At 34.6% G+C, this 18,680-nt stretch carries 15 protein-coding genes and 3 tRNA genes; 7 read left to right on the top strand and 11 right to left on the bottom strand.

The window, feature by feature from the left end:
* The first annotated feature begins 57 nt into the window (after positions 1-57).
* Positions 58-1,767, top strand: a complete 1,710-nt coding sequence (locus tag AC1RRQ_RS12560; protein WP_493023375.1) for a PAS domain-containing sensor histidine kinase — start codon at positions 58-60, stop codon at positions 1,765-1,767.
* Positions 1,768-1,771: 4 nt separating this feature from the next.
* A complete protein-coding gene (locus AC1RRQ_RS12555; RefSeq protein WP_493023374.1) occupies positions 1,772-2,191 on the top strand; it encodes a response regulator in 420 nt (139 codons plus the stop codon).
* 167 nt (positions 2,192-2,358) lie between these two features.
* Here the strand turns inward: AC1RRQ_RS12555 and rpsT are convergent, their stop codons facing one another.
* The 5 genes from rpsT to proS all read right to left on the bottom strand — a co-directional run bounded on the left by rpsT (position 2,359) and on the right by proS (position 4,623).
* Positions 2,359-2,610, bottom strand: a complete 252-nt coding sequence (gene rpsT / locus AC1RRQ_RS12550) for a 30S ribosomal protein S20 (RefSeq protein ID WP_068844538.1) — start codon at positions 2,608-2,610, stop codon at positions 2,359-2,361.
* Between the two features lie 155 nt (positions 2,611-2,765).
* Positions 2,766-2,837: transfer RNA gene (locus AC1RRQ_RS12545), tRNA-Glu, on the bottom strand.
* 42 nt (positions 2,838-2,879) lie between these two features.
* Positions 2,880-2,951 (bottom strand) — tRNA-Glu (locus AC1RRQ_RS12540).
* Positions 2,952-2,992: 41 nt separating this feature from the next.
* Positions 2,993-3,064: transfer RNA gene (locus tag AC1RRQ_RS12535), tRNA-Glu, on the bottom strand.
* A gap of 80 nt (positions 3,065-3,144) precedes the next feature.
* Positions 3,145-4,623 carry a proline--tRNA ligase gene (gene proS / locus AC1RRQ_RS12530; protein WP_493023373.1) on the bottom strand — a complete coding sequence of 493 codons (1,479 nt, stop codon included), beginning with the start codon at positions 4,621-4,623 and terminating at the stop codon, positions 3,145-3,147.
* Between the two features lie 101 nt (positions 4,624-4,724).
* On the opposite strand from proS, the gene AC1RRQ_RS12525 reads away from it, so the two are divergent.
* The 5 genes from AC1RRQ_RS12525 to AC1RRQ_RS12505 all read left to right on the top strand — a co-directional run bounded on the left by AC1RRQ_RS12525 (position 4,725) and on the right by AC1RRQ_RS12505 (position 10,366).
* Positions 4,725-5,753: a hypothetical protein gene (locus tag AC1RRQ_RS12525; protein ID WP_493023372.1), complete on the top strand. Its 1,029-nt coding sequence runs from the start codon at positions 4,725-4,727 to the stop codon at positions 5,751-5,753.
* 47 nt (positions 5,754-5,800) lie between these two features.
* On the top strand, positions 5,801-7,306 hold the full coding sequence (locus AC1RRQ_RS12520) for an OmpP1/FadL family transporter (RefSeq protein WP_493023371.1): 1,506 nt from the start codon (positions 5,801-5,803) through the stop codon (positions 7,304-7,306).
* A 214-nt stretch (positions 7,307-7,520) separates the two neighbouring features.
* Positions 7,521-8,834: a 30S ribosomal protein S12 methylthiotransferase RimO gene (gene rimO, locus AC1RRQ_RS12515; protein ID WP_493023370.1), complete on the top strand. Its 1,314-nt coding sequence runs from the start codon at positions 7,521-7,523 to the stop codon at positions 8,832-8,834.
* A gap of 41 nt (positions 8,835-8,875) precedes the next feature.
* Positions 8,876-9,430, top strand: a complete 555-nt coding sequence (locus AC1RRQ_RS12510) for a hypothetical protein (protein ID WP_493023369.1) — start codon at positions 8,876-8,878, stop codon at positions 9,428-9,430.
* A 30-nt stretch (positions 9,431-9,460) separates the two neighbouring features.
* Positions 9,461-10,366 (top strand): N-acetylmuramoyl-L-alanine amidase, encoded by a 906-nt coding sequence (locus AC1RRQ_RS12505; protein WP_493023368.1) that lies wholly within the window; start codon positions 9,461-9,463, stop codon positions 10,364-10,366.
* Between the two features lie 443 nt (positions 10,367-10,809).
* On the opposite strand, the gene AC1RRQ_RS12500 is transcribed toward AC1RRQ_RS12505, so the two are convergent.
* From AC1RRQ_RS12500 to AC1RRQ_RS12475, 6 genes are all read right to left on the bottom strand, one after another.
* Positions 10,810-11,901 (bottom strand): outer membrane beta-barrel protein, encoded by a 1,092-nt coding sequence (locus AC1RRQ_RS12500; protein WP_493023367.1) that lies wholly within the window; start codon positions 11,899-11,901, stop codon positions 10,810-10,812.
* A 589-nt stretch (positions 11,902-12,490) separates the two neighbouring features.
* Positions 12,491-13,456 (bottom strand): glycoside hydrolase family 5 protein, encoded by a 966-nt coding sequence (locus AC1RRQ_RS12495; protein WP_493023366.1) that lies wholly within the window; start codon positions 13,454-13,456, stop codon positions 12,491-12,493.
* 12 nt (positions 13,457-13,468) lie between these two features.
* Positions 13,469-14,704 (bottom strand): glycoside hydrolase family 27 protein, encoded by a 1,236-nt coding sequence (locus AC1RRQ_RS12490; RefSeq protein WP_493023365.1) that lies wholly within the window; start codon positions 14,702-14,704, stop codon positions 13,469-13,471.
* A gap of 141 nt (positions 14,705-14,845) precedes the next feature.
* Positions 14,846-15,808 (bottom strand): T9SS type A sorting domain-containing protein, encoded by a 963-nt coding sequence (locus tag AC1RRQ_RS12485; protein ID WP_493023363.1) that lies wholly within the window; start codon positions 15,806-15,808, stop codon positions 14,846-14,848.
* 216 nt (positions 15,809-16,024) lie between these two features.
* Positions 16,025-17,062, bottom strand: a complete 1,038-nt coding sequence (locus tag AC1RRQ_RS12480; RefSeq protein ID WP_493023362.1) for an IPT/TIG domain-containing protein — start codon at positions 17,060-17,062, stop codon at positions 16,025-16,027.
* A gap of 19 nt (positions 17,063-17,081) precedes the next feature.
* Positions 17,082-18,680, bottom strand: a complete 1,599-nt coding sequence (locus tag AC1RRQ_RS12475) for a RagB/SusD family nutrient uptake outer membrane protein (RefSeq protein ID WP_493023361.1) — start codon at positions 18,678-18,680, stop codon at positions 17,082-17,084.

Raw genomic sequence — 18,680 nt, 5'->3', positions numbered from 1 at the left:
CCCTAAAATGAACTTTAGTTATTGTTTAGTTATAGTTAATTTAACTATATTTGAGTAATGAAAAGTAAAACTCTCCAAATTACTCTCGTTTACGTTATCATATCGCTAATTATGGCCATAGTCTGCCATAATCTACTAACTGACTACTTTTTTCAATCCAAATATTCTTATTTATTTTTTCTTAAAGATGTTTTTTTCATCATTACTACAGGTTTCATTTTCAGATATATATTAGCGACAAATGAAAAGAAAAATATTTCTGTTTTTAAAAAATTAAAAAAAACAAATGAAGAAATTAAGGAATCAAATGAAAAATATGACATCGTTGCAAAAGCAACAAGTGACACTATTTGGGACTGGAAAATTCAAAAAGACAGCATAAATTGGAACAAAGGAATAGAGAGTGTTTTTGGTTATAATCAGCAGGAAGTTGGTAAAACTTCAAAGTGGTGGTTTGATAAAATTCACCCGGAAGACAGTATAAGAATGTCAATAAAATTATACTCATTTATTGAACAAAAGACAGAAAAATGGCAGGATCAATACCGTTTTCGATGTGCAGATGGTACCTATAAATACGTTTTAGACCGAGGTTTTTTACTAAAAGATGAAAACGGAAGAGCGATTAGAATGATTGGGGCAATTCAGGATATTACCAAACAAAAGGAAGAAGAACAGCGATTAAAACTGTTAGAAACTGTAATTACACAATCTAAAGATTCTATTTTAATTACCGAAGCTAATTCTTTGGATCGCAAAATTCCGCGAATTGTTTACGTAAATCCGGCTTTTTCTCAAATGTCAGGCTATCAATCTAATGAAATTATTGGAAAATCGACAAACATATTTAAAGGTCCAAAATCTGATTCTGAAGAATTAAAAAAACTTTTAAGAGCTATAAAAAACGAAGAGGAATGCGTTATCGAAACCATAACCTACACCAAAACCAAAGAAGAATACTGGGTTCGTTTTGCCATGATTCCTATTTTTAATAATGAAGGAGTTATTACTCACTGGATTTCCATACAAAGAGATATTACAGACGAGAAAAAACTAGAAACCGAAAAAGAACACCTTATTCGCGAACTGACGCAAAACAATAAGGACTTAAAACAATTCTCCTATATTACATCACACAATCTTCGTGCGCCATTATCTAATCTAATCGGACTTTTAAATCTCATTGAAGATATTCCAATGGAAAACGAAGAACTAGAAGAAATTTTGGCAGGTTTTACAAAATCAACGCATTTATTAAATGAAACCATAAACGATCTGGTAAAAGTAATTATCATAAAAGACAACCCTTCTATGCAAAAGGAAGAGGTTTCATTAAAAGAAGTCTTTGAAAATGTTTTTAGTCAGCTTTCTTTTCAAATTGAATTACACAAACCTATTATTAAACTAAAATTTGATCGTGTTCCTCTTTTAAACACAAACAAAGCTTATATAGAAAGTATTTTACTGAATCTACTGACGAACTCAATAAAATACAAATCAGAAAACAGAAAGCTAAAAATATCTATTACAGCCGAACAAATAGATCATCATGCCATTCTAACCTTTAAGGACAACGGAATTGGAATAGATCTGGAAAGAAATCGGGATAAAGTTTTTGGCCTTTACCAAAGATTTCATAATTATCCCGACAGCAAAGGATTGGGATTGTACCTTGTAAAATCTCAGGTTGAAACCATGGGAGGAACCATTACAATAGACAGCGAAGTTAATAAAGGCACCACATTTACTATAACATTTAAAAATTAAAGACATGCTCGAGCAAATTTTATGCATTGATGATGACCCAATCACATTAATGCTATGCAAAAAGGTAATTTCGAAATCCTCATTTTCGCATGAAATTATTACTGCTCAAAATGGCGAAGAAGCATTACACCATTTTAATACTTTAAAATACACAAACAACAAAAACAAAGTAAACAAAAAACCTGAGCTGATTTTCCTGGATTTAAACATGCCTGTTATGGGTGGATGGGAATTTTTAGATCACTTTACTTCTGAGGCCTATATGGAATTTAATACCGCAAAAGTCATTGTATTATCTTCTACAATTGATCCTGAAGATCTCGCAAAAGCAAAAAGATACCCTATAATAATCGATTTTCTTTCAAAACCTATTACTCAGGCAATGCTGGAATATCTTAAAAAGAAAATAGGACTAAAAGATTAAAATTAAACATTTAATTCTCAATACTTAAAATCCAAACTCCAATACTTATAGTTTAAAAGTTGGAATTTGGATTTTTTTTATATTTAGAAATTAAAAAACAAATATACTGTAAACAAAAAAAGTCCTCTAAAAGAGGACTTTTTGTATATTTAGGAAATTGTAATTAATTACAATTTAGCAACATGCTTAGTTAATTTAGACTTCAAGTTAGAAGCTTTATTATCATGAATGATGTTCTTTTTAGCTAATTTATCAATCATAGAAATTACAGTTGATAATTTTGCAGTAGCATCTGCTTTATCAGTAGCTATTCTTAATGCTTTAATAGCATTACGAGTAGTTTTATGTTGATATCTGTTAAGAACTCTTCTTTTTTCGTTGCTTCTGATTCTTTTTAATGCTGACTTATGATTTGCCATTTTCTTTTAATTTTAGATGTAATAATTATTATAAATACTAGTTAAAAAAGAAAAACCTCCCACAATTGCTAAAACAATCACTTTGGTTTTAACTAATAAAATAAAAACCGAGACACCAATTCTTATTTTACAAAACTTATTTACAACTAATTTTGTAGTCTGTAAGGGAATCGAACCCCTGTTACCAGGACGAAAGCCTGGAGTCCTAACCCCTAGACGAACAGACCGTTTCTTCTAAGTTTTCTTCAATTTATATAAAATTGAAATTGTAGTCCGTGGGGGAATCGAACCCCCCTTACCAGGATGAAAACCTGGCGTCCTAACCGATAGACGAACGGACCATTACATCAAGTTAAATAACTTAAAATCGCATAAAAAAAAGTAGTCCGTGGGGGAATCGAACCCCCCTTACCAGGATGAAAACCTGGCGTCCTAACCGATAGACGAACGGACCATGTATTTCTCTAATGCGGATGCAAAGATACATCTATTTTTTAGTTGCACAATAGCTGATGCAAATTTTTTTATTTTTTTTTAATAGGCCTTAGCAAACAGCGCTCTTTTAGTAGACGGATTACCAGTAAACACACAGGTTCCCGCCTCTTCAACAGCGTCTAAAGGAATGCATCGAATTGTCGCTTTTGTCAAATCTTTTATCTTCTCTTCGGTTGCGGCAGTACCGTCCCAATGAGCCGAAATAAATCCTCCTTTTCCTTCTAAAACTTCTTTAAACTCCTCAAAATTATTTACTTCCGTAATATGAGTATTTCGATAGTTTAATGCTCTGTCAAATAGATCTTTTTGAATCTGTTCTAACAAATCATTTACATATTCCACAATTTTATCCGCAGCTACAACTTCTTTTGATAAATTATCACGTCTTGCTACTTCAAAAGTTCCGTTTTCTAAATCCTTTGGACCAACAGCAATTCTAACAGGAACACCTTTCAATTCCCATTCAGCAAACTTGAATCCTGGTTTTTGGGTTGTTCTGTCATCATACTTGACCGCAATCTTAAGTTTTCTCAGTTTTGCAGTCAATTCATTAACCGCAGCCGTAATTTGCTCTAACTGCTCATCTGTTTTATGAATAGGCACAATTACCACTTGTATTGGAGCTAAATTTGGAGGCAGCACCAATCCCTGATCATCAGAATGCGTCATAATCAACGCTCCCATTAAACGAGTAGAAACCCCCCAAGAAGTTCCCCAAACGTGCTCTTGTTTTCCTTCTGCATTAGCAAACTTCACATCAAAAGCTTTAGCAAAGTTCTGACCTAAGAAGTGAGAAGTTCCTGCTTGCAAAGCTTTTCCATCCTGCATCAATGCTTCAATACAATAGGTTTCATCTGCACCCGCAAAACGTTCACTTTCTGTTTTAATTCCTTTTACAACAGGTATTGCCATAAAATTTTCAGCAAAATCAGCATAGACATTCATCATTTTTTCAGATTCCTCTATCGCTTCTGCTTTTGTAGCGTGAGCCGTATGCCCTTCCTGCCATAAAAATTCTGCCGTTCTTAAAAACAAACGCGTACGCATTTCCCAACGCACCACATTTGCCCATTGATTAATAAGCAAAGGTAAATCTCTATAAGACTGTACCCAACCTTTATATGTAGACCAGATAATTGCCTCACTTGTAGGCCGAACAATAAGCTCTTCTTCCAGCTTAGCATTAGGATCAACCATTAGTTTTCCTTCTCTATCCGGATCATTCTTTAATCTATAGTGCGTTACAACAGCGCACTCTTTTGCAAATCCTTCAGCGTTTTTCTCCTCAGCCTCAAACATGCTTTTAGGAACAAATAAAGGAAAATAAGCATTTTGATGTCCCGTTTCCTTAAACATTCTATCTAACTCTGCCTGCATTTTCTCCCAAATGGCATATCCGTATGGCTTAATCACCATACACCCTCTAACTCCTGAATTTTCAGCTAAATCTGCTTTGACAACCAGCTCATTATACCATTTCGAATAATCTTCTGATCGCGTAGTAAGGTTCTTACTCATATTATATAGTTTGGCACAAATTTTGTTTTAATAATTTTAACTAAATAGTTTGACAAAACTAACTATTTTTGTAATGTGCAACAATAAAAAACACGACAGATATGAAAACTTCTATTACTCTCCGCCAAAACTCAAGTCATTTTTACTTAATTGGATTACTGAGTTTTCTACTAGCATCGTGTGGTTCTTACCAAAATACATCTTACCACGACAATGATGGTGTATATGGTACCAGCACCAACAGATATGCTCAAACAAATACCACAAACGCTAATAATCAATATAAAGATTACTTTAGATCGCTTCAGGATGACAATCAGCCAACTGAAATTTTTACCGATGTAGATAATTACGGAAATTACGCTGACACTGACAGCACACAAACTGCAGCCGTTGCTTATCCAGCATGGGGAAGCAGCAATTCTGACGTTTCTGTAAATGTTTATTCTAATCCAGCCTGGTCAATTGGCTTTGGATTTGGATATCCATATTACGGATACGGATGGGGAGGATACGGCGGTTATTGGGGCGCTGGATGGGGATACCCTGGATATGCTTGGGGGTACCCTGGATATTGGGGTCCAGGATGGGGTTACCCAGGATATTGGGGATCATCCAGATACTACGGAAACTACTCATACAGCTACGGAAGAAGAGGTTCAGCAGCTTACTATGGCGGCAGAAACTACGCTTCAAACAGAAGCTATTATTCAGGTAGAGACTACAGCTCAAACAGAAATTACACCAATAGAAGCTTTAGCAACAGAAGCAACAGCTATACAACAAATAGAAATTACACCAACAGATCTAACAGCTATTCTGATTACAGAAGAGGTTCATCTGTAAACGGAAGAACATACGACAATAGTTCAAGTCCGAATTTCAGCAATAGAAGAAGCTATACTCAAGGTCAAAACAGTACTTATGATTATTCTAACAGAAGATCATCAAGCAGTACAACCACAAACAGAAGCTACAACTACAACAACACCAACAGCAGTCCATCAAGAAGCTACTCTCCTAGCCCATCTCGTTCAATGAACAGTGGCGGCGGAAGCATGAGATCGTCTGGTGGCGGCGGTGGCGGTGGTGGAAGATCATACGGCGGAGGCGGAGGCGGAAGAAGGTAACATTTTTCCCCTTTTGCACATCTAATTACACATTAAAACCTCACCAAATGAAAAAAATATTTCTCCTATTAATTACAGGACTAACTGCCAGCGCCTCATATTCTCAAGAAGTTTCTGATGCTGTACGATTCGCACAAGATAATATTACCGGAACTGCAAGATTCAGAGCTATGAGCGGTGCTTTTGGAGCCGTAGGCGGTGACCTTTCTGCAATAACAGTAAATCCGGCTGGATCCGCTATTTTCAACAATAATCAAGTTGGAGTAACATTAAGCAATCAAAACATTGTTAATGATTCTAAATATTTCAGCAATAATGTAACACAAGACAAGGACAACTCCTTTATCCTAAATCAAGCGGGTGGTATTTTTGTTTTTAAAGACAGAAATCCAAATAACGGATGGAATAAAATTGCCATTGGTGTAAACTATGAAAACACCAATAACTTTAACAGTGATGTTTTTACTTCAGGAAAAAACCCAAACAACTCTATAGCAAACTATTTCGTAGATTACGCTAACGGAATTGAATTAGGAGCTATAAAAGGCATACCTTACAGAGATCAATTTTTTGATGAGCAGCAAGCTTATTTTGGATATTATGGAAAAGTAATTGTTCCTACCACCGAAAATAACAACAACACACAATATAAATCTAATGTTCCTTCCGGAAGCGGTTACATTCAAGAAAATCAAATTAACGCCAGAGGATATAACAGTAAATTAAGTTTTAACATTGCAACATCTTATAAAGACCGTATTTATTTAGGAGCAAATTTAAACGTACACATTACTGACTTTAGAAGATCAAGCAGTTTTTTTGAGTACAACAACAGCCCGCTTACTCCAACAGAAACTATTTCTGAAGTAAGATTCAACAATGAATTATATACCTATGGAAATGGATTCTCTTTTCAATTGGGAGCAATTGCAAAAGTAACCGATGCATTTAGACTTGGTATAGCGTATGAGTCTAATACATGGTATGAACTTTATGACGAACTTTCGCAAAGTCTATACTCTACAACAGAAGCTACAGGCGGACCAATTAATTATTACGATGTTAATCCTAATGTTATTAATGTATACGATTCATACACATTACAAACTCCTGGAAAAGTAACTTTTAGTGCCGCTTATGTATTTGGAAAATCAGGTTTGCTTAGCATCGATTATGCTATTAAAGACTACAGCAACACTAAATACAAACCAACAAGTGACGAAGCATTTAGAAGAACCAACAGCGCAATGAACAGCCAACTTACCAGCAACGGCGAATTAAGAGTTGGTGCTGAATACAAAATAAAACAATTAAGTCTTCGAGGTGGTTATCGTTTTGAAGGAAGTCCTTATAAAGATGGAACTACAATTGGAGACACAAACAGTTTTTCTGCTGGTTTAGGCTATAATTTTGGAGGAACCAAACTGGACTTAGCTTATTCGTATTTAGAAAGAAAGTCGAACCAGCCTATATTTAGCAGAGGATTTACTGACGCAGCAAACATTACTTCAACATTGAACAATGTTTCTCTGACATTATTATTTGAATTGTAATTAAGAATAAATAGATGTATGTAAATTTCCGTCAGGTGTAACTTGGCGGATTTTTTTTAGCCCCGATGGAAGCGGCATCCTTTTTCTTGCTTCTTTAGCAAGGAAAAGATATAGCGGATCAGCGGGAATAGCTTCATAAAAAACATCTAAATGAATGGGAAACAAGCGGTGTTTGAATAAAAAAGTGTAATTTTGCACTCCAATTTATAAAAGTATGAGAACCAAGTCTTTAAAAAAGAACAAAATTAACGTAATCACTCTTGGGTGTTCAAAAAATGTATATGACAGTGAAGTCCTTATGGGACAGCTTCGTGCAAACGGAAAAGAAGTAACTCACGAAGCCTCTGCAAAGGACGAAGGAAACATTATTGTAATTAACACTTGTGGTTTTATTGATAATGCAAAAGCAGAGTCTGTAAACATGATTTTGGAATATGCCGACAAAAAAGACAAAGGATTAGTTGATAAAGTTTTCGTGACTGGATGTTTATCTGAACGTTACAGACCAGATTTAGAAAAAGAAATTCCGAATGTGGATCAATATTTTGGCACAACTGAATTACCTCAATTATTAAAAGCTTTAGGAGCCGACTATAAACATGAATTATTAGGAGAAAGATTAACGACAACTCCTAAAAATTATGCGTATTTAAAAATTGCTGAAGGATGCGACAGACCTTGTAGTTTCTGTGCAATTCCGTTGATGCGTGGTACTCATGTTTCGCAGCCAATTGAAAAATTAGTAAAAGAAGCACAAGGTTTAGCAAAAAATGGCGTTAAAGAATTAATACTAATTGCTCAGGATTTAACTTATTACGGCTTAGACCTTTATAAAAAGAGAAATCTGGCAGAATTATTAGAAGCTTTAGCAAATGTTGAAGGAATTGAATGGATTAGATTGCATTATGCTTATCCTACCGGTTTCCCGATGGATGTTTTAGAATTAATGAAACGCGAGCCTAAAATTTGTAATTATATCGATATTCCGTTGCAGCATATTTCAGATTCTATTTTGAAATCAATGCGCCGTGGTACAACTCAGGCTAAAACGACTCAGTTATTAAAAGATTTCCGTGCAGCAGTTCCAGGAATGGCGATCAGAACTACTTTAATTGTTGGATATCCTGGAGAAACGCAGGAAGATTTTGAAATTTTGAAAGATTTCGTTCAGGAAATGAAGTTTGACAGAATGGGATGTTTTGCTTATTCTCATGAAGAAAATACCCATGCTTATTTACTAGAAGATGATGTTCCGGATGATGTTAAGCAAGCAAGAGCAAATGAAATTATGGAATTACAATCTCAAATTTCATGGGATTTAAACCAAGAAAAAGTTGGTCAGGTATTTAGATGTATTATTGACAGAAAAGAAGGCGCACATTTTGTGGGAAGAACAGAGTTTGACAGCCCGGATGTAGACAATGAAGTTTTAATTGACGCTTCTAAACATTATGTAAAAACTGGCGAATTTGTTAATATCAAGATAATTGAAGCAACAGAATTTGATTTATACGGAGAACCTGCTTAAATTTACCCTAAACAATTGCTAATCTACTCAAAAACACTTTTATGAAAACTATACAAAACTTATTTATTTTAGTTTTTACTTTATTCTGTTTTACCTCAGTTTCAGCTCAATACGGAAACGGCTACAATAATGGTTATGGCGGCGGTTACGGCGGTGGATATGGCGGAAGAGGCAGCGGAATGGGAATGGACAGAAGCATGATGCAGGGCCCGCAGCAAAACACAAGCAAACCTAAAGAAATACCTGTTGAGGAAACTGCTGCAAAAATTGTAGAAGAAATGAAACCGGTGGTTAATCTGGATGAGCTTCAAACAATTGCTATTACAAATGTTTTTGCTGATAGTTTAAGAGAACAAGGGATTCTTTTAAAAAATGAAAACAGCAGTCAAGATCAGAAAATGGAGCAAATGAAAGCTCTAAAAGAAAGTATGACAAAAAAGATAACTGCATTTTTGAACCCGGATCAGATCCCGAAATACACCAATTTCATGGATAACTTTAAAGAGATCAAAAAGGCATCAAAATCAAAAAAGAAAAAAGACAAAGATAAAGACAATAAAGAAGAAGAAAAACCAACTGAGAAAACTCTGGAATAATTGTTCTAAACTTCATAAAATGTAAATATTATGGTAAGAAAACATATTTGTTATCTGATCTTAGCAATTATCATTACTTCTTGCTCAACAAATCCTTATAAAACTACTGAAAAAGCATACGATCAGCAGTTAAAGACTTTAGAAAACCAAATTACAAATAAAGAAGCAAAGACAATACCGCCGATAAGTCCGGTTATTATTGATACCACTTATGCTTCTCAACTTGGTATTATAAAAGATACTTTGTCTAAAACAGGATCGACTGCTTTATTAAACGGCATTAGTACAGAATGGATTGGTACCGTAAATTTTAATTTAAGAAAACCAAGTTTTGTAATTATTCATCATACCGCTCAGGATTCTGTGCAGCAAACGATAAATACATTTACAAAAACAAGAACTCAAGTTAGCGCCCACTATATTATTTCTGAAAACGGAAAAGTGGTTCAAATGCTAAATGATTATTTAAGAGCATGGCATGCCGGAAATTCAACTTGGGGAAAAAATACTGATTTAAATTCTTCCTCTATTGGTATTGAGCTTGACAATAACGGCTTTAAACCTTTTACAGAAGCACAAATCAGCAGTTTAGTGGCATTATTAACAAAGTTGAAAAAGGATTATAATATCCCGACTCAAAACTTTTTAGGCCACGCAGATATTGCTCCGGGAAGAAAACAAGATCCAAGTGCTTTATTTCCGTGGAAAACATTAGCCGAAAAAGGTTTCGGAATTTGGCCTGACGCTGTTCTAGAAGAAGCTCCTTTTGATTTTAAAATAGAACCTGCATTGCGAATTATTGGATATAACACTAAAAATTTATCAGCTGCGATTCAGGCTTTCAAATTACATTATATCCAAACTGACGCAACCTCAACTTTAGATCGAAAAACAATTGATACGATATACTCTATTTACAAGAAACAAATTCAGTAAATAAGAGCTGTTTAAAATATTATAAAACGCATTTCTAAAATAGTAGAAATGCGTTTTTTTATTCAAAAGCTTGCCGTGAATTAGGTGGTTTATCGCTCCAGAAGAGCTGAATATTTATAGCATTATATACACCGTGATTTTAACTCCAGCGGAGCGAAATATTTTAACAATATAGCTCCGCTGGAGCTTTTGTACATGGAAATAAATTGTACTATCAATATTCAGCTCCTCTGGAGCATTTTTTATTATTTAATCTTAACTTAATAACATTTACCACTCGGGTCGTAGCGAAAAAATTATACATCCAAAGAAAATTAATCTTTCTATTCCTCTTTAATCTGTGGCAAAAAACCTGAAACAAAAAATAACAAAATAAAAAAGCTGCCAAAACATGAGTATGTTTCGACAGCTCCAAAAAAAAAAAAAAATATCAATCTTTATCTCTAGAAAGAGTATGTTGTAGCAATTAAGGCAAAGATAGATCCTCCTGTTGGATTAGCATCTTTATTTAAAAAGATATCTTCAGAAGCAGCATCGTATCTTAACTCAGGAATAATCGTTAATTTTCCTACTTTATAATTTAATGAAACCGTATTAGCAAATACATTAGATCCTGTCAGCGTTCCTAAACTTGGAGCAGCATCTTTTGCATCAAAATATTCCATTCTGTAAGCCAAAAGTAAAGATGGGCTGAAAGAATAGTTAGCATATCCTACTAATGAAAACCAATCACCATCTAAAGTGCTGTCGAAATCATTTTTAGTATTAGCATAAGTGGCATTAAATCCAAGAGCAAAACTATCGCTTATTGTTTTAGAAGCCACTAAATCGAATTGAGTTTTATTCTCGTTAGATACCGGTATTGTGCTTCCAGGTGTTGGATTTGTACTTCCTGAAGTAAAATTCAGGTAAACGCTTCCTGTTTCTCCAATATACCCCAATTGCCCGATGTATGTTTTTTGTGTTGATCCTGCATCCATCGCTGATTTAAAATCAGTTGGATTTGTGATACCAAACATTGCTGTAAATTTACCCGATGTATACTGTGCTTTAACTCCTGTATTAAAGAACGGTCCATAAGAAAAGGCATAAGACATACTGTAGTTTTTATTGTCTACAGCATCTAACACTTCATACCCAATGTGCGTACCAAAACTACCGGCAACAACTTTAAATTTGTCTGTAATTTGATAAGTGAAAAATAATTGTTTAATTAAAAATTTAGCATTTATATCTTTATCTGTTGTTTCATTATATGAAAATTCTCCTGCTCTTTTTCCGAAACCTAAATCTACAAAAACAGAAGCTTTTCCGAAAGTATGACCTGCCTCGATCGAAGCCATTCCTAATTCAAACGAATCCTGAGAGTTGGTAAAGCTCGTTAATCCGTTCATTTGTTTAGAAAAATCATATTTATAGTAAGCATCCGCAGATCCTCCCCAGGTAGTTGCCGGCGAAGTTTGTGATTCATCTTCTTGTGCAAAAGAAAAAGAACTAGTTAACGTGGCAGCTAAAATGTAAAATACTTTTTTCATGTGTTAATTGGTTTTTAGTTATTAATTGATTTTGGTTAGTTAATCTTTTATATATCTAGTTAATAGTATAAGTCATTTTTAAAACCCTGAATCTTCCCCTAAAACCTCCTCATTTTCATTAGCGAATTTATTAACTTTTGTATGAGTAGAATAATTGAAATCTACTTTTTTGACGTTTTTAATGAAGAATTATGGATTACAAAAATTAAATAAGCAATAATCGTGATTTGACATTAATAGCGTTTTGTTTTTGAAAAATCAATAACTGTGATTTTAATTTTCAAACCAAAAAACAAGGGTATTACCTAAATTTAAAAGACAAAACAAAACATAAAACACCAAAAAACATCTTAAAAACAAAACATACCCATAAAAAAACAGGGGTAAATAAAAAACATTTAAAAACAACATCAAAAAGACATCAATTCACAAATCATCATTTAAGATTACATCTAGCCATTAAAATTCTTACAAAATTATTCATTAAAATTACCCCAGATCTCGATGCTATTCAACCTTTATTTAGTTCTAAAAAACAAAAAAGCCTGCTCAAATATGAACAGGCTTTTAGACATGAAAGAAAAATATTTTATTCCTTATTATTATATTTTCTTAAAAACTCGCGAACTTTTATTCCAGATTCTTTTAAATCTTCGTCTTTCCATTTCCCTTCTGATTTTGCTGATTTTTTCAGAATAGAACAAGTTTCATCTTTATCTGAAACCGACCAGGTAATCCAGCTTAATTTTTTAGCTTCCATCCAGTCAATATATTCCTGCCACGCTTTTAGGTTTAATGGCCCGTCGCCAGAAGCTTCCATTCCAGCAGATTCAGATACAAAAATAGGGAGGCCTCTTTTTAAAGCTTCATCTGTTCTGTCTCTTAATTCTCTGCCATGTGTTGCAGCATAAAAATGCATGGTATACATTATATTATGGAATCCTAAAATTGGATCTTCGGCCGGAAGATTTACATCCTGATCCCAATGCGGACTTCCAACCAAAATAATATTGTTTGGGTCATTCTCCCTAATAACACTTATTACTTCTTCGGCATAGGTTTTAACTTCCCACCAGGTTTCGTAATCCGGTTCATTAAATATCTCATATATTATATTGGGATATTTAGAGTACTTTTTAGACATCTCGGCAAAAAACTCTTTGGCTTCTTTTAAATTAATGTTGTGACTGTGCCAATCGATAATGACATATATATCTGATTTTATAGCTCCATTTACAACCGCTTCGATTTTCTCTTTTGAGAATTGCGGGTCTTTAATATAGGAGTATTCGCCAAGCTCGATTCCCATTGCAGCGCGAACGACATTGCAATTGAAATCTTTTTTCAGCCAGCTTACCGCTTTTTCATTGTAATATCTCGGCCACATACTATGCCATCCAAAACTTAAACCACGCAAAACAATTGGTTCATTATTTTTATCGACCAGCTGCGTTCCCAGAACACTCAGCTGTCCATGCTTTTTTACAAACTGTGCTTTCGAAAAACTACAAATCAATAAAAAGGCAATTGTAATTAAACTTGTTTTTAACCTCATCTTATTCTTTTTTTAAAGAGACAATTTCAACGTTATGCAATCATGAGAAGCCAGCTCTGCAGTAAAATTCTTTTTTGTGTTTCCGGCTTCTTTATTGGTCCAAAGGTTTTTTATTTTGAATGTCGATTTAGCAAAATCAGCTTCGTAACCAAAATCTGCGTCTTTTATTGTATTCTTTTTCCAGTCGAAATTAATCTTTTTTGCAACATCTGTTCTATTTAAAAAGGTAACTGCCCAATTTCCATCAGACAATGGTTTTACCCAAACCTCTACTCCATCTTCTATGGTATGTTTAAATCCTTGAATACCTAATTTATCCTGGTTTATGGCAATTAGTTCTTTATTAGTTAAAATTGCCAAAGTTTCTTTTGACATTTTTCTATAATCATTTCCTGTAAATAAAGGAGAAGAAAGCATACACCACATAGCAAAATGCGATTTATCTTCGGTATCATTCATTTCGTTTCCAACTTCCATCATATCAAAATCATTCCAATGATCCGGACCAGAATATTTACGAATGTCTTTTCTCATTTCGGCAATTTTCATAAATCCCCAAGAAGACCAATTTTCGGGGTGTTTGAATTCGCAGTCAAAACAAGGATAAATATCTCCGGAAATTCTCCACAAATTCCCAACAGGTTTTCCCCATTCCCACGGCTGGTTATCTCCCCACTCGCAAAGACTAAAAACGATTGGTCTTCCGGCTGTTTTTAAGGCATTACTCATTGTGGTATAAGCTTCTGGTGCTGTAATTCCTTTTGTGTTGCACCAATCATACTTTAGAAAATCAATTCCGAGTTTAGCATAAAAACGAGCATCCTGATATTCGTAACCGCGAGTTCCCGGATATCCGGCACAAGTTTGGGTTCCTGCGCAATTGTATAAGCCAAATTTTAAACCTTTGCTATGCACATAATCTATTACCGCTTTCATTCCGTTAGGAAATTTAACCGGATCAGGAACTAAATCGCCGTTTGCGTTGCGTTCTTTTGTCATCCAGCCATCGTCTAATACTATATAATTGTATCCGGCGGCGGCCAATCCTGACGAAACCATAATATCTGCCGTTTCTTTTACTAATTTTTCGTCGATGTTTGTTGCAAAAGTATTCCAGGAATTCCATCCCATAGGCGGCGTCATAGCCAAACCTTCAAATTTCCCTGCTGTTTGTGTATGCGTATTTCCCTGGCTGAAACCAAAGTTGAAACAACTTAAAACTGCTAATAGTAATACTGTTTTTTTCATTTTAAAATTATTTTGATATTTTTCTTTCTGCTGATTATGTACTTATAGATCTTTTTTTTATTGATATTCAATAATGTAAGATAGAAAAAACTCCAAATCGATTACCTCGAAATGGAGTTCTTTGTTTAAGAAGAACATTTTTTAATTCACAACTAAATTTTTAGATTTCACAGTTCCGTTTGAATAGGTTACCTGAATAATATAAATTCCTGCTGTCATTGACGCTCCCACAGCTGTTTTAAGCGGAATGGAAGTACTAGAACTTAGCAGAGAAAAGGTAAGTTTTAAAACTCCAGAACTATCGTAAACCCTGCAAGTTCCCGTAGCTTGAGAAGAAACTTCAGCAGCTACTATTGTGATATAACCATTACTATAAGGATTGGGCGATACTGTAAAATCATAATTTGGTCCCGGATTAGGAGTGTTATTTGCACAACCTGTTAAGTTTAAGGAAACCGAATTACTATATGAAGTCGTTGATAAATTATTCGACTGGCATCCTGATATTGGTGTTGTTGCGGTTATATCATATAAAAAATAGGGCTGACCATTTAATGGCAGTTTTAATTCGAATATATTTTTTGACGTTTGTGTTATAATGATACTTGGATCTGCTACTCTTGGAGCGATTGTAAAGTTTGTATTTGGGCTCGGATTTGGATTTGGAGTTACAGTTAAGGTTATTATATGATATTGATTTGTACAATAGTCATTTGTTTTTGTAACAACATAACTGGGCTGTACCGGCATCACTGGCGAAACAAATGTAATTTGTCTTTGTGCGACAATTGTTCCTGCACTTTTAAATTGCACAGTAAGTGTTTCTCCTGAGGCAATAGTTCCCGGACTTTTATACACAATTTTAGAAAGTGACAAAGGCGAAGGATTTCCAGAGAATGTCACAGTTGGATCACTGCAGCTCCACACTACTTCATCATATGAAGAACTTGGCGCAACAACTGAATAAGATGGTCCCGAAGCCAAACAATAAGGATTTAAACCTGAAATTTCCTGAGCACTTAGTCGATAACCCACTGAGATTAGAATAAAACTTAGCAAATAAAGTTTGGTTTTTGTTAAGAAAGTAAAGTCATTTTTTTTCATAATTCTTTTTTTTGGTTTGTTAATATTGTAATAAATATAACCCGAAAACTATACGAAAAAAGATACTATTTTCTCAAATAGCAATACTAAAAATTCATATAACAAACTGAATATCAATAGTTAAATTTCAATCTACACTAAAAAAATATTCCCTAATTGAGTAGATTAGGGAATATTTAAACAAAACTCAAAACGAATAACCGCTTCTTTATCTAACTATTTTAAAATGAAGCCAATATTATCTAAATAATAGTTCGATTTTTCTCCAGTAAAATCTTTTAATACAAGAGTTTGCAATCCTGTTACTGCAAAAGGCCAAGAACTCCAAGGCAAATTATACTCTTTCCATTGTGTGGTAACTTCGATAACTTTAGCATCAGGATCTGACCAGTTTCCATTTAGAATAATAGCCACTTTACCTGCTTTATCGCCTTTTATCCACAATCTAATACCACTGTAGTTTGTCACATCCAGCGTTGCCCAGTCTTTATTTCTAAATTGGTTACCGCTCCATGCATCATTAACAGATTTAAGCATCACTTTTCCTTGTACTGCTCCAGAGCTTTCTAACGAAACTTTTCCATCTGGACCATCAAACATCCAGTCGTTGTACCATTTATCATCAAACAATGCAGAACCAACCGCTTCTTTAGAAACCGCAGAACCAGAAATATTAGTAACTGTTACATATTTATTTGATGCATTTGCCGGCATTTTAAAGGTCAGTTCTGTTAAAGTTGAAGAAATAACCGGAACATCTGCCGTACCCACTTTAACCGTTGGATTTAGGAAATAATTTCCATAAACCGTTACAACATCACCTTCAGCAGCATTGATAGGATTGTAGCTGTCAAATCTTGGGGTTGGCGGTGCTACAACAAAATCGTATAAAACCGTTCCTTGATTGGTAACTACTTTTATTTTATTACTTGCATTTGCAAAAGGTGTTTTTTCATCAATTAAAACAAAAATTGCAGTGTCTGTAACTAGTGTAGGATTGAAATACGTATCGAAATCATTAAAATAAATTTTAGTTACGCCAGAAAGGCCTTTTCCCTGAATGATGTAATAATTTTTAGGATCGCCCACTGTAACGGGAACCAAATCTCCCTCAATAGATTTTGCTACACTTGTAATTACCGGTGCTCCAGAACTTCCCGCAGTATCATCATTATCACACGATGAAAATATCCCCAGCACCATAAATGCCATTGTAATAACTGGCAAAAGGTATTTTATATTTATATTTTTCATATTAGTTAAATTTTAGAAATTATTTAAAAGTATACGGAACCGGCGCTTGCAATAACTTAGGATTTTTTGCCACCTCATTGTCCGGATAATCCATATAGAAATCGTTTGTTGCGTGATCTTCGCTATACACAGGTGTATAATGACGCTCTCCGTATCGGTCTCCTCTATTTTGTGCCGACATAATTGCGATTGCTTTTGTCTTGTCGATACGTCCTAAATCAAACCAATAATCTCCTTCAAAACACAACTCTTTTCTTCTTTCTAAAAATATATCATCAAAAGTAATTGAAGTCAAATCTGCCAGACCCGCTCTTTTTCTAACTGCATTAATAGATCGTAAAGCTGATGCATCAGATGTACTTGCTCCACCAGCCAAAACAGCTTCGGCATGAATCAATAATAACTCGGCATAACGCATTACATAAGTATTATTGTCCATCATCGCCCATCCATCGGCTTGACCGGTAACATTTCCGTTTACAACACCAATACAATATTTTTTAATTGCACCTCCAGATGCCTGTGCCAGATCTTTATCAGCCGGAACAGTAAAACCAATTCCTTGTGTTGTTTTGATACCAGGATAAACAGCTCCCGGAACCATTACAGTTTCTTGTTTTCTTAAATCGCCTGCACCATATAATGAAAGCAACACTTCCTGACTTGGACCAAAAACTCCTGCGTAAGCTGCATTTGAAGTCGATAATAATCCGTCCTGAAACCCAAATTGTGTATTACAGTTATTGGCAGAACCATAATTTCCATCACCTTTCCACTGAAGTGCAAAAATAGATTCTTCATTATTATTGTTTGGATACGTAAACAAATCAGCAAAACTTTTCCCAGGAAGCTGATCACCGCCTAAAAGCTTAAACTCACCGCTGTTAATAACCGTTTCTGCCATTGCTTTAGCATTTGCATAATCTTTTTGATACAAATACACTTTTGCCAGCATTGCTCTGGCAGAACCTTTAGAAACGTGTCCGTTATTAGCATAATTAGCTCCTCTGTTTTTTCCTGCCAATAAATTAATTGCTCTTAAATAATCTGCTGTGATTAGTTTGTAAACATCAGCAACCGGATTTGTATTGATATAAGGATTACTGGTATAATCCAATGGATTTTCAATAATTGGCACCGGACCCCAAAGTCTTACTAAATCAAAATAAGCAGTAGCTCTCATAAAGTAAGCTTCTCCTATAGTATTGTCTAATACGCTTTGAGAAACTGCAGGTCCAACTCTTGCCGAAAGGAAATTGATAATCATATTAGACTGCTGTACGTTTGCCCATAAAGCCGACCATCCGTTTACCAGTTCAGGATCACTTCCGTTCATAGAAAAAGTTCTTAAACCGCTTACATCAGAAGAACCAGAATACATGTTTCCGGAACCCACTTCTAATGCCCACCAAAACTTATTATACATTTGAAACCAGGTTCTGCTGTACATACCGTTTGTTGCCGATGCAACCTGATCGTCTGTACTGTAATAAGAATCCAAACTTATTCCATCTTCAGAAGGCCTGTCAGTAAAATCATCCTGACATGAACCCAGAGTCAAAAATGTCACTGCTATTAAAAGCAAACTATATCTATTTAAAAAAGATTTCTTTTTCAT

The sequence above is a fragment of the Flavobacterium sp. GW821-FHT12A05 genome (assembly GCF_058807735.1).
This window is presented reverse-complemented; position numbering and strand designations above follow the sequence as displayed.